This window comes from uncultured Lutibacter sp. (assembly GCF_947493565.1).
GTDB lineage: Bacteria > Bacteroidota > Bacteroidia > Flavobacteriales > Flavobacteriaceae > Lutibacter > Lutibacter aestuarii.
The window spans coordinates 54,790-68,993 of the sequence record NZ_CANLRG010000010.1; the positions used below are offsets into that span (position 1 = coordinate 54,790).

Annotated in this window: 8 protein-coding genes; all 8 read left to right on the top strand. The window is 32.9% G+C overall.

Annotated elements, in window-relative coordinates; all coding sequences use genetic code 11:
• Positions 1-92: 92 nt before the first annotated feature.
• The 8 genes from Q0714_RS12650 to Q0714_RS12685 all read left to right on the top strand — a co-directional run bounded on the left by Q0714_RS12650 (position 93) and on the right by Q0714_RS12685 (position 14,203).
• Positions 93-4,427: a CusA/CzcA family heavy metal efflux RND transporter gene (locus Q0714_RS12650; RefSeq protein ID WP_298265614.1), complete on the top strand. Its 4,335-nt coding sequence runs from the start codon at positions 93-95 to the stop codon at positions 4,425-4,427.
• Positions 4,428-4,431: 4 nt separating this feature from the next.
• Complete coding sequence (locus Q0714_RS12655; protein ID WP_298265616.1) at positions 4,432-5,631, top strand: efflux RND transporter periplasmic adaptor subunit; 1,200 nt, start codon at positions 4,432-4,434, stop codon at positions 5,629-5,631.
• A 3-nt stretch (positions 5,632-5,634) separates the two neighbouring features.
• A complete protein-coding gene (locus Q0714_RS12660; protein WP_298265618.1) occupies positions 5,635-6,051 on the top strand; it encodes a Fur family transcriptional regulator in 417 nt (138 codons plus the stop codon).
• Between the two features lie 60 nt (positions 6,052-6,111).
• Complete coding sequence (locus Q0714_RS12665) at positions 6,112-6,696, top strand: isoprenylcysteine carboxylmethyltransferase family protein (protein WP_298265620.1); 585 nt, start codon at positions 6,112-6,114, stop codon at positions 6,694-6,696.
• A 29-nt stretch (positions 6,697-6,725) separates the two neighbouring features.
• Positions 6,726-8,681, top strand: coding sequence for a heavy metal translocating P-type ATPase (locus Q0714_RS12670; protein ID WP_298265622.1), 1,956 nt, complete (start codon positions 6,726-6,728; stop codon positions 8,679-8,681).
• An 84-nt stretch (positions 8,682-8,765) separates the two neighbouring features.
• The gene (locus tag Q0714_RS12675) at positions 8,766-9,158 is read left to right on the top strand and encodes a hypothetical protein (protein WP_298265624.1); all 393 of its coding nucleotides are present in this window, start codon (positions 8,766-8,768) and stop codon (positions 9,156-9,158) included.
• 105 nt (positions 9,159-9,263) lie between these two features.
• A complete protein-coding gene (locus Q0714_RS12680; protein ID WP_298265626.1) occupies positions 9,264-12,971 on the top strand; it encodes an efflux RND transporter permease subunit in 3,708 nt (1,235 codons plus the stop codon).
• Complete coding sequence (locus tag Q0714_RS12685) at positions 12,968-14,203, top strand: TolC family protein (RefSeq protein WP_298265628.1); 1,236 nt, start codon at positions 12,968-12,970, stop codon at positions 14,201-14,203. The genes Q0714_RS12680 and Q0714_RS12685 overlap by 4 nt, the downstream gene beginning before the upstream one ends.
• Position 14,204: the final 1 nt, after the last annotated feature.

Here is a 14,204-nt window from a genome sequence, read left to right on the forward strand (position 1 = left end):
TTTGAACCTTTAAAGGTTCTTTTCAACTCGAGTAATTCTAATTTTATTAGAAGAATTGAATCAAAAAGTTTAACTGAATTAACACCTTTTCTATGATTAATAAAATCATTGATTTTTCAATCAATAACAAATTTATAATTGGTTTGCTTACGCTTACCATTATTGGAGCAGGTATATGGAGTATGACCCAAGTACCCATCGATGCTGTTCCAGATATTACCAATAACCAAGTACAGGTTATTACACAAGCCCCAAATTTAGGTACAGAAGATATTGAACAAATTGTAACCTACCCAATTGAAGTCGCAATGAGCAACCTTCCAAATGTACAGGAAATTAGATCTATTTCTCGTTTTGGTTTATCGGTTGTTACTATTGTGTTCGACGATGATATGGGAACATATTTACCTCGACAATTAGTAGCAGAAAAACTAAACGAAGTTAAAGAACAAATTCCTGCAGGTTTTGGTGAACCATCAATGGGACCTATTTCAACTGGATTAGGAGAGATTTACCAGTATACATTAAAAGTAGCACCAGAGTTTAAAGACAAATATAGTATTGCAGACCTACGTTCTATGCAAGATTGGATTGTACAGCGACAAATGGCTATGGTAGAAGGTGTGGTTGAAGTAAATGCCATTGGTGGTAAAATTAAACAATACGAAGTGGCTGTTGATCCAAACGATTTAAACGCTATTGGTTTAACTATTACAGATGTATTTAATGCACTTGAAGCTAACAATCAAAATACAGGTGGTGCTTACATTGAAAAAAACCATCAAGCAAATTTTATTCGTGGAGAAGGCTTGGTGCGTAGTTTAGAAGACATTAAAAAAATAACAGTCAAAAACGTTAATAATATTCCAGTAACTATTGGTGATATTGCGACAGTTCAATTTGGTGCTGCAATTCGCTATGGTGCATTAACACAAGATGGAGAAGGTGAAGTTGTTGGTGGTTTAGTAATGATGCTTAAAGGCGCTAATTCCAATAATGTTATCAACAATGTAAAAGAACGAATGGCTCAAATAGAAAAGTCATTACCTGAAGGAATCATCATTCAGCCATTATTAGATCGAAGTAAATTAATTGGCGAAACAACATCTACAGTGTCAAACAACCTTGTTGAAGGAGCTTTAATTGTAATATTTGTACTTATTTTCTTATTAGGTAATTGGCGAGGTGGTTTAATAGTAGCTTCAACAATTCCATTATCATTATTATTTGCATTTATATTGATGAATGTATTTGATGTTTGGGCAAATTTAATGAGTTTGGGAGCTATTGATTTCGGGATTATTGTAGATGGTGCTGTAATTATTGTGGAGAGTACAGTATTCTTAATTACATCCCAAATATTAAAAAAGAAGAGTCTTACAGCAAAAGAACGTGACAAAGTAGCTTCTAATGCTTCTAAAAAGATGATGAATGCTGCATTTTTTGGTCAGCTCATTATTCTTATTGTTTTTCTTCCAATTTTGGCTTTACAAGGTATTGAGGGAAAAATGTTCAAACCAATGGCTATGACTTTCATTTTCGCTATGATTGGAGCGATGGTGCTTTGTCTTACCTACGTGCCAATGATGTCTGCACTAGTGTTAAGAGCTCCGAAAAACAATAAAAAATCTTATGGAGATAAATTTGTACAATGGGTAGAAGACAAATACCAACCTTTATTGGAAAGAGCATTACAAAAAGGAAAGTGGATTATAGGTAGTGCAGTTGTGCTATTCGCAATTGCAGTTTTTATGTTTACAAAAATGGGTGGTGAGTTCATTCCGCAGCTTGATGAAGGGGATATTGCATTTCACGCCATATTAAAACCAGGAAGTTCACTTACAGAAACCATTGAAACAACTACAAAAATAGAGCAAATTGTAAAAGCTAAATTTCCGGAAGTTGAAAAAATAGTTAGTCGTATTGGTGTAGCTGAAATTCCAACAGACCCAATGCCAATGGATTTAGCAGATGTTTTTGTAATTCTAAAGCCTAAAAGTGAGTGGACCACAACAACTTCAAAAGATGAATTGATAGAGATGATGAAAGAAGCTGTTGAAATAGTTCCAGGTGTTAATTATGAGTTTACCCAGCCTATTGAAATGCGTTTTAATGAATTACTTGAAGGTGTGCGTGAAGATATTGCCATAAAATTATATGGGGAAGACATTGACATCTTATCCCAAAAAGCCGAAGAAATATCTAAAATTATTGCAGGTACAGAAGGTATTGGTGATATGAAAGCGGAAGCCACAACAGGTTTACCACAAATGACTATTAATTACAATAGAAATAAATTAGCACAATACGGACTTCATATAAATACCTTAAATCAAACAGTACAATCAGCATTTGCAGGTGGTATAGCAGGTGTTATTTTTGAAGGTGAAAAACGTTTTGATTTAGTAGTTCGTTTAAATTCTCAAAACCGAAAAGATATTTCAGATGTCCAAAACTTGTACATCAACCTACCTTCGGGAACTCAAATTCCACTGCGTGAAATAGCTGATGTAAGTTATAAAGCAGGACCAATGCAAATTAGTAGAGATAACACAAACAGAAGAACTTATGTAGGTGTAAATGTTAGAGGTCGCGATGTAAAATCATTAGTAAATGAAATAAAATCAAAATTAGATGCACAATTAGAATTACCATCTGGTTATTTCATTCGTTATGGTGGTGCTTTTGAGAATTTGGAACGTGCAAGTAACCGATTACAAACGGTTGTACCTATTGCACTATTGCTAATATTTGTGTTAATTTATTTTGCATTGAAATCATTGCCACAAACTTTAATGATTTACATAGCTATTCCTATGGCAACCATTGGTGGTGTTGTAGCTTTATGGTTACGTGATATGCCATTTAGTATTTCAGCAGGTGTTGGTTTCATAGTACTATTTGGGGTTGCAGTTTTAAATGGATTGGTAATGGTTAGTGGTTTGAATGAATTAAAAGAAGAGGGTGTTACCAACCTTAAAGATAGAATTATTGAAGGTACAAAACGAAGAATCAGACCAATTATGCTAACAGCTTTTACAGATGTATTAGGCTTTTTGCCTATGGCGATTTCGGCATCTGCCGGAGCAGAAGTTCAACGCCCACTAGCAACTGTTGTTATTGGTGGTTTATTAACTTCTACATTACTAACCTTATTCGTTTTACCAATTTTATACCATTGGGTAGAAAACAAATCGTTTAAATTTATTCCGAATAAAAAGTTGGTTACAGCAACAGCAGTTTTGCTTTTAATGTTTGGTTTTTCTGAACAAAGTAATGCACAACAGATAAACAATACACTTCCTGAAATAACCTTAATGGATGCGGTAAAACTATCTAAAAGGAATTACCCATTGTTAAAGCAAAAACAGTTAGAAATCACAAAACAGGAACAATTAAAAGCTACTGCTTATGATTTAGGTACAACTGAAGTCTTTACAGGTGGTGAAGAAATTAATGGAGATGAAGGAGTCTACACAACCATTGGTATAGGTCAATCCGATATAAATATTTTTGGTATTGGTTCAAAGAGGAAGTTACAAAAACAACGAGTACAATTAGCACAAAAAGCTTATCAACTTTCTGTATTAGAATTAGAATTAGAAGTTAAAAAGGCCTGGTCAAAATGTTATCAAATGAAGAGAAACTATAACCTTTATATGGAATTGGATTCCATTTATTCCAATTTCGAACAAGCTGTTGCGTTAAATTATGAAGTAGAAGCGATTTCAAGATTAGAATATTCAGCAGCTAAAAACCAAGCTTTTCAAATTCAAAATAAAAAAATGCAAGCATATAGTGATTATCTAATCGCTCTACAGCAATTAAATTTATGGTTGGTTTCAGATGAAATTTTTACTGTTTCTGATGAATTTGATTCTGCAATAGATTTAAACATTGAAAAGTTCAATATTGAAAACCATCCGTTGTACAGTATGTCGCAGAACATTGTAAATGAAGCAGCAGCCAATTATAAAGTTGCAAAAGCTGATAATTTACCAAAATTCAATCTTCAAGGTGGTTTACAAAAAGTAGAAGGAATTTCTGGGTTTTACAGTTATCAAGCAGGTATTTCCATTCCGTTTTTGTCTGGTACTAACAAAGCACAAATTAGAAGTACCAAAATTGATAAAGAGATAGCCGAAGCCAATGTCCAATTCAAAAAGCAAGAAGTACAATCAAAATTTGTTCAGGCTAAAGAAAATTATATCAAATGGAAAAACTCTTGGGAATTTTACAAAAACCAGGTATTGCCATTAACAAAGGAGCAAAAAACAGGTGCTTTACTGGCGTACAAAGAAGGCGAAATAGATTACACTAGCTTCACACAATTAATAAAAGAAGCCATTCAATCCGAGCTAGATGCACAAACAGCTTTAATAAACTATTTAGAAAGCACATTTCAACTACAATATTTTAATCAATAAGAAAATGAAAAATAAATTATATAAAATCCTAACTATTATAGTCTTATCCATTACTGTTTTTGCTTGCGGAAACAAAGAAAGTCATAGTGACAATGATGGTCATTCACATAGTGAAAAACCAAAAAATGAAGAAGAACACGGTGAGAACGAAGAAGTAATGCTTTCGCAGCAGCAGTATAATGCATTAAAAATGAAGATTGACACACTTTCATTACGAAATATGAGTGGAAATGTAGAGGCTAATGGTACATTAGAAGTACCCCCACAAAACGAAGCAGCAATAACTTCAGTTATTGGTGCAAATGTAGTATCTATAAAAGTAATTGAAGGTGATAAAGTTAAAAAAGGCCAAGTTGTGGCCCATCTATCACACCCTAATATTATAAAACTACAGACTGATTATTTGAATGCTTTTAGCAATAGTAATTTTTTAAAGAAAAACTATGAGCGTCAACAAAAATTATATGATGCAGGTGTTGGTTCTGGTGCAAATTTTCAAAAAGCAGAAGCAGAGTATGAAGCATCAAAAGCTATGGTAAATGGATTGGAAGCTCAATTAAGAATATTAAATATCAATACAATATCAGTAAGAAATGGTACAATTGCACAAAGTATATCATTACGTAGTCCTATAGAAGGGTTTGTACAAAAGGTTGAGGTGAAAATTGGGCAATATGTAGAGCCGCAAACAGAATTATTCGAAATTGTTAATACGCTTCACGTTCACGCAGATTTGATGGTATTTGAAAAAGATGCGTATAAAGTGAAAAAAGGTCAAAAAGTAACATTTACTGTGCAGTCTATACCAGATACAGAACTTACAGCTGAAATCTTTTCAATAAGTAAAACATTTGAAGACAACCCAAAAGCGGTACACGTTCACGCTGAAATTGAAAATAAAGGAGATAACTTAATTCCTGGTATGTACATTCAAGGTAAAATTCAGGTAAATAAAACTAAAACAAAAGCATTACCTGAAAGTGCAATTATAAAAGATGGAGATAGGTTTTATGCATTTTCAGTAGAAAAAGAAAATGACCACTGGAGTTTTAAGCCTGTTGAAGTGCTTTTAGGTGCAAAAGATGGCAATTGGATTGCAGTTCAATTTACTGAAGAATTAGATAAAACCACAAAATTTGCTTATAATAATGCTTATTACCTGATTGCTGAAATGAAAAAAGGCGAAGCAGAACACGAACATTAAATAATGAAAACAATAGAGGAATTATTAGAATCTAAAAATATACGTGTTACAGCAATGCGATTACTTATCTATAAGTTTCTTGTAGAAAAGGATGTTGCTGTAACATTAAGTGATATCGAAAATGCTTTTGAAAAGTCAGATAGAACTACATTATACAGAACTATTAAAACATTTGAAGAAAAAGGAATCGTACATCAAATAGATGATGGTACAGGTATTACAAAGTATGCATTATGTGAAAAAGGATGTAATTGTGAAATTGAAAATGATTTACACTTACATTTCCATTGTAACAACTGCAATGAAACAGTATGCCTTACAGCTCATAAAATTCCTCAAATTAAAGTACCTGATGGTTTTGTTGCAGAAAATGTAAACTTGGTGGTAAAAGGGTTTTGTGATAAATGTAGCGGTCATTAATGCACTTCCATTGCATTTGTTTTTTCAGCATATTTGCTTTGAATATGCAATTATAATTTGATGATTTTATTTATTTACTTACTAATATATTTTCTGCTAGTTTTTGTAATAAGGTCAGTTTCACTCTTTATAAAAACTAGAGTAAACCCTTTAACTTTTAACAAAACAGATGATGCACACGGTTATAATGGTAAAGTATTTACTTTGATCTCTTTTTTAGAGCTAATTATTGTAAGTATTTATGCTTTTAAATTTGATTGGTACAAATATTTACTCCCTTTTTGGTATTTAGAAAGTGTTGCTTTATTAAAAATAGGTTGGGGATTCTTAATTCTTTCGCTAATTGTAGTATGGATTGCTCAATCTAATATGGCCAATTCTTGGAGAATTGGAATAGATGAAAAAAACAAGACATCGTTAGTTACCAAAGGATTGTTTTCGATTTCAAGAAACCCTATTTTCCTTGGGATTATGATTGCAAATATTGGATTGTTTTTAGTGATTCCAAACGCTTTTACATTAGTAATAATCGCATTATCAACAACAAGTATAAATACCCAAATTAGATTAGAAGAAGCATTCTTAAAACAAGAATTTGGAAATGATTATTTAGAGTATGCAAAAAAAGTAAGACGTTGGATATAAATATTTAATTTGAAGAATTTAGAATAATAATGAAAAAAAAGAAAGTCAATTTAAGAGATTTAAAGCCAAAATCTACAAAGCAGCGTAGTCACAATGATGGCCATAACCACGTCATTGTAAATAGTGCTACTTTCAAAATTTATTTCCCTGCAATCGTAAGCTTTTTAATGCTTATGATCGGAATAGCTTTAGCTTATTTTAATGTAGCTTTTTTCAAAGATTGGTTACGTATAATTTGGTATGGAATTGCATACTTGCCTGTTGGATTTCCCGTGGTTAAAGAAGGTTGGAAAAGCATTAAAAAAGGAGATGTATTTACAGAGTTCTTTTTAATGTCTATTGCTACAATTGGAGCATTTATTATTGGTGAATATCCTGAAGGAGTAGCAGTAATGCTATTTTATGCAGTTGGAGAATTGTTCCAAGGAGCTGCTGTTAAAAGAGCCAAAGGAAATATCAAAGCATTATTAGATGTCAGACCAAAAGAAGCTAACGTTTTTCGGAATGGTGATTATACAAGTGTTTCACCAGAAGACGTACATATTGGCGAAAAAATTCAAATTCGTGTTGGCGAAAAAATTCCTTTAGATGGTATTTTACTATCAGTAAAGGCCTTATTAAATACCGCAGCTTTAACAGGTGAAAGTAAACCAGATACGCTTACAAAAAACGCAAAAGTATATGCAGGTAGTATCAATTTAGAAAGTGTGATAGAAATTGAGGTAACAAACAAGTTTGAAGATAGTTCAATTGCCAGAATATTAGATTTAGTTCAAAATGCTACAGCACGTAAATCGAAAACAGAATTGTTCATAAGACAATTTGCACGTATCTATACACCAATTGTAGTGTATTTAGCAATTGCTGTTACATTTCTACCTTACTTTTTTGTAGAGGATTATATTTTTACAGATTGGTTATACAGAGCATTAATTTTCTTGGTAATTTCTTGCCCTTGTGCTTTGGTAATTTCTATTCCATTGGGTTATTTCGGAGGTTTAGGTGCAGCTTCAAAAAATGGAATATTATTTAAAGGTGCTTCATTTTTAGATGCTATGACCAAAATAAATACATTGGTAATGGATAAAACAGGAACTGTTACCAAAGGTGTTTTCAAAATTAAGGAAATAAAGACTGTTGGCTGGGAAGAATCTGAATTTATGAAATTCCTAATGGCTATGGAAGAACAATCCACACACCCTATCGCAAAAGCCATAATGGAGTATAAAGAAGTTGGAAAAGATTTTAAAGCAGTAGAAGTATCTGAAGTTGCAGGAAAAGGATTAAAAGGCATTGTGAATGGTAAAATAGTTTTAGTTGGAAATAAAGCCTTAATGCATACAAATATCATAGATGTTCCAACTGAAACAGAAGCTATTGTAGAATCCATTGTTTTGGTAGCTATCGATAATAAATTCGCAGGTTATGTTGTAATTGCAGATGAATTAAAAGAAGATGCTAAAGAAACAATTACAGCATTGCATAAAGTAGGTATTAAAAATATAATGATGCTTTCAGGTGATAAAGATTCTATTACCCAACAAATAGCAATTGAATTAAATATTAAAAAGGCCAGAGGTGGTTTATTGCCAGAAGATAAATTAAATGAAGTTGAAACTTTAAAAAGAAACCCTGAAAATAAAATAGCTTTTATTGGTGATGGTATTAACGATGCACCAGTTTTAGCAGCAAGTGATGTAGGTATTGCTATGGGTGGTTTGGGAAGTGATGTTGCTATTGAAACAGCAGATGTTATTATTCAAACTGACCAACCTTCAAAAGTGGTAAAAGCCATTAAAATAAGTCGTTCTACTCGTAAAATTGTATGGCAGAATATCATATTAGCTTTTGGTGTTAAAGCTATTGTTTTAATTCTAGGAGCAGGTGGTTTAGCAACAATGTGGGAAGCTGTATTTGCAGATGTAGGTGTAGCTTTATTAGCTATTTTAAATGCGGTTAGATTGCAACGAATGAAATGGAGTTAAGCGTTAAACTCCTGTTAAACTAATTTAGAATCATTATAATTTGTTATCTTTGTTACCAATATGAAACAAGTTTTCCATAAAATAATGTCAATATTAATGGCTATTGTAGTGTTATGCTCTACAATGTCATTTACTATTAATATGCATTATTGTGGAGATAAATTGGTTGATTCAGCCATATTTTCAAAAGCAGAAACTTGCGGAATGGAAATGGAATTAGCAACTTCAACTAATGAATGTTCTGTATCAAAGAAAAATTGTTGTAGTGATGAATTTGAAAAAATTGAGGGTCAAAATGAATTACAATCTTCAATAGATACTATTTCTTTTGAGCAACAAGTATTCATTACTTCATTTATTTATACTTACGTAAATCTTTTCGAAAGTATAGATAGCGAGGTATCTTTATATGATGAACATCAATCCCCTCTCGTCAGCAGGAAAATCTACAAGCTAGACGAAACATATTTAATCTGATTTTAAAACAATTGACTGTTTTATCCTATGGCTGTAAAGTTATAAGGATAATTTGTTGTATTCGGTGTTTTTAACACCATTGTCTAATTGTTTAAAATCAAACTTATGCTAAATAAAAGCATTAAATTTTTAATAGAAAATAAACTGGTAGCAGTATTATTACTAGCACTGTTTATAGGTTGGGGTATCGTAAATGCACCCTTTAATTGGAATACAGGATTTCTTCCTAGCGATCCTGTAGCAGTAGATGCAATTCCAGATATTGGTGAAAACCAACAAATAGTATTTACAAAATGGGACGGTCGTTCACCACAAGATATTGAAGACCAAATAACGTACCCATTAACAACATCATTACTTGGTATTCCAGGAGTAAAAACCATTCGTAGTTCATCTATGTTTGGATTTTCAAGTATCTATATCATTTTTGAAGAAGATATAGAGTTTTATTGGAGTCGTAGTCGAATCCTTGAAAAACTAAACTCTTTGCCAAGTAATTTATTGCCAGATGGTGTTAACCCTTCATTAGGTCCAGATGCCACAGGTTTAGGTCAAATCTTTTGGTATACATTAGAAGGTAGAGATGAAAACGGAAATGTAACTGGAGGTTGGGATTTACACGAATTACGTAGTATTCAAGATTACTATGTGAAGTATGCGTTATCTTCTGCAAGTGGTGTTTCAGAGGTTGCTTCTATTGGTGGCTATGTTCAGGAGTATCAAGTGGACGTAAATCCAGAACTAATGCGTCAGTATAATATTGGATTGCATCACGTTGTAAAAGCGGTTAAGGAAAGTAATAAGGATATTGGTGCACAGACTTTGGAAATTAACCAAGCCGAATATTTAGTTCGTGGTTTGGGGTATGTAAAATCTATTGCAGATATTGAAAATGCTGTAGTTGATTCTGAAAATTTCACTTCAATAAAAATTAAAGACATTGGAAAAGTCTCATTAGGTCCAGCAACAAGACGAGGTTTATTAGATAAGGAAGGTGCGGAAGTTGTTGGTGCTGTTGTGGTTGCTCGTTATGGTGCAAACCCAATGGAAGTTATCAATAATGTAAAAGAAAAAATTAATGAATTAAGTGCAGGTTTACCTTCAAAAGTTTTGAGTGATGGTAGAACTTCACAAGTTACCATAGTACCTTTTTACGATAGAACAGAATTGATACAAGAAACTTTAGGTACTCTAAATGAAGCCTTGACTTTAGAAATCTTAATAACCATTTTGGTAATAATCATTATGGTATTTAACCTTCGAGCTTCAGTACTAATATCTGGATTATTACCAGTTGCAGTTTTAATGGTATTTATAGCAATGAAGCTCTTTAATGTTGATGCAAACATAGTAGCCTTGTCTGGTATTGCTATTGCTATTGGTACAATGGTAGATGTTGGTGTCATACTTTCAGAAAACATCATTCGGCATTTAGATGAAGATAATGGAACACAATCCATTAATACTGTAGTTTACAATGCAACAGCCGAAGTTTCTGGCGCAATTGTAACCGCAGTAATGACAACAATTATAAGTTTTATACCTGTTTTTACAATGATTGGCGCTGAAGGAAAATTATTCAGACCATTAGCATTCACAAAAACCTTTGCATTAACAGCTTCAATAATTGTAGCATTGTTTTTAATTCCACCTTTTGCAGCGTTTTTATTCAGAAAGAAAAGCATAAAAACACATTTTAAATATGCTTTAAATGGTGTTTTAATAGTATTAGGGATAATAGCAATAATCTATGGTTATTGGTTAGGATTAATATTGATAGCTTTTGGTATCACAGCATTGTTAAGTACTCAAAATAAAATAACAGAAAAACTATCCAACTTAATTAATATCATAATATGTACAACTGCAATAGTATTTCTGTTAGCGGAATATTGGAGACCTTTAGGAGTTGATAAAAGTATCTTCTGGAACCTCATCTTTGTTGGTGTCATTTGCTTTGGCTTATTGGGTGTTTTCTCATTGTTTATCAGGTATTATACTCGAATTTTAAGATGGTGTTTAGATAATAAATTACTATTTCTTTCAATTCCAACTGCAATTGTCATTGCTGGTTTTTTCATTATGAAAAACACAGGCAAAGAATTTATGCCATCGTTAAATGAAGGTTCTTTTTTATTGATGCCTACTTCTATGCCACATTCTGGTGTAGAAGAAAATAAGCGTGTTTTACAGCAGTTAGATATGGCAGTTGCCAGTATTCCTGAAATCGAAACTGTAGTTGGAAAAGCAGGTCGTACAGAATCTGCATTAGACCCAGCACCACTATCAATGTATGAAAATGTTATTCAGTATAAGTCAGAATATATGCTGAATGAAAACCGAGAACGTCAACGCTATAAAGTGAATAATGATGGCTTGTTTGAATTAAAAGATGGTCGATTTATCGCAAATCCAAATAATACAGAAAATGTCACCTTGAGCACAGTCGAAAGGTCTCAACTCATTCCAGACAATAATGGAGAGTTCTATCGAAATTGGAGACCTGAAATACAATCACCAGATGATATTTGGAACGAAATTGTAAAAGTGACCAAATTACCAGGCGTAACGTCTGCACCAAAGCTACAACCTATTGAAACCCGATTGGTAATGTTGCAAACAGGAATGCGAGCACCAATGGGTATTAAAATAAAAGGGCAAGATTTAAAGCAGATTGAAGCGTTTGGAATGCGATTAGAAGATATTTTAAAACAAGCTGAAGGTGTAAAAGATGAAGCTGTTTTTGCAGACCGTATTGTAGGTAAACCCTATTTGTTAATTGATATTGATAGAGAGAAAATTGCTCGTTATGGCGTAACCATTGAGGAAGTTCAAAATGTTTTGAAAGTGGCTGTTGGTGGTATGGTATTAACACAGACAGTAGAAGGTCGTGAGCGTTATGGTGTTAGAGTTCGTTACCCAAGAGAATTAAGAGCAAATCCAACCGATTTAAAACAAATCTATGTGCCTGTTGAAAAAGGAAGCCCTATTCCTTTAAGTGAATTAGCGACTATAAAATATGAACAAGGTCCACAAGTAATTAAAAGTGAAGACACTTTTTTAGTTGGCTATGTGTTATTTGATAAAATGGATGGTTTTGCAGAAGTCAATGTGGTAGAAAATGCACAAACCTTAATTCAAGAAAAGATAGATAGTGGCGAATTGGTAGTCCCAAAAGGTATCAACTACCAATTTACGGGAACGTATGAAAACCAATTAAGAGCAGAAAAAACCTTGTCGGTTGTTGTGCCTTTAGCGTTGGCAATCATTTTCTTAATTCTGTATTTCCAATTTCGTTCAGTAGGGACATCACTAATGGTATTCACAGGTATTGCAGTTGCTTTTGCTGGTGGTTTTGTAATGATATGGCTCTATGGTCAAGATTGGTTCTTAAACTTCAATGTCTTTGGTGAAAATCTGCGCGATTTATTTCAAATGCACCCCATTAATTTAAGTGTAGCGGTTTGGGTTGGGTTTATTGCACTATTTGGTATCGCAACCGATGATGGAGTTGTAATGGCAACTTATTTAACCCAAACATTCGATAGAAACACACCAGAGAATAAAAAGGAAATTAGAGCATCAGTTGTTGAAGCTGGTGAAAAACGAATCAGACCGTGTTTAATGACTACAGCTACGACCATTTTAGCATTATTACCAGTATTAACCTCTACAGGTCGAGGAAGCGATATAATGATACCTATGGCAATACCAAGTTTTGGTGGAATGCTTATAGCCTTAATCACTTTGTTTGTTGTACCAGTATTGTATAGCTGGAAAGCAGAAGTTCAACTTAAAAGAACATCAAAATGAAATATAAATCAATACAAATAAAAATCGTCTTGGCTCTTGGCTCTTGTTTCTTGAGTCTTTTTGCGAACGCTCAACAATTAGAAATACTTATCGGTGAAGCCTTAACAAACAATCCAGAAATTCAAAAGTTTGAGTTACAATACAAAAGAGCTTCCGAAAAGGTAAACGAGGTCAACACCATTCCTAATACCGAATTTGGTGTAGGTTATTTTGTAAGTGAACCAGAAACACGAACAGGTGCACAACGCTTTAAAGTATCTGCTAAACAAATGTTACCGTGGTTTGGGACTATTACTTCGAGAGAAAATTACGTGAGTTCATTGGCAGATGCTAAATACGAGGACATTGTTATCGCAAAGCGAAAACTAATGGCTTCGGTATCACAATCCTATTATAATTTATACGCTAACAAAGCAAAGCAAGAGGTTTTAACTGAAAACATCAAACTATTAGAAACTTATGAAACGTTGGCATTAACTTCTGTAGAGGTTGGTAAAGCATCCGCAGTAGATGTGTTGCGATTGCAAATGCGTCAGAACGAAATGCAACAATTAAAAGATGTATTGCAACAACAGTTTTTAGCAGAACAAACTAACTTCAATAATCTATTGAATAGAGATAATGATGTTACCGTGAATGTGGTAGATAGTTTAATGATACCTTCAGAAGACTTTGATATTACTTTTGAAAAATTAGTATTACATCCTGAATTACTAAAATTTGATAAACTCTATCAATCCATAGAGCAATCAGAATTATTGAATCAAAAAGAAAGCAGTCCAATGATTGGTTTTGGATTAGATTATATCAATGTTGCTGAAAGACCAAATATGGATTTCAGCGATAACGGAAAGGATATTGTAATGCCAATGGTTTCGGTATCTATCCCAATTTTCAATAAGAAATATAAATCCCAAACCAAACAAAATGATTTGCAACAGCAGGAAATTACTGCTCAAAAACAGGAACGTTTAAATGCATTGGAAACGCTTTTAGACAAAGCGAATAACGAACGCATTTCTGCAAGAATAAGTTATGCTACCCAAACCAAAAACCTACAGCAAGCCAAAGATGCAGAAGACATTTTAATCAAAAGCTATGAAACAGGAACGATTGATTTTAATGATGTTTTGGATATTCAAGAGTTGCAGCTAAAGTTTCAAATGAACCAAATAGAATCTGTGAAGACCTACTATGTGCAAAGTACAATCATTAATTATTTAATTCAGTAAA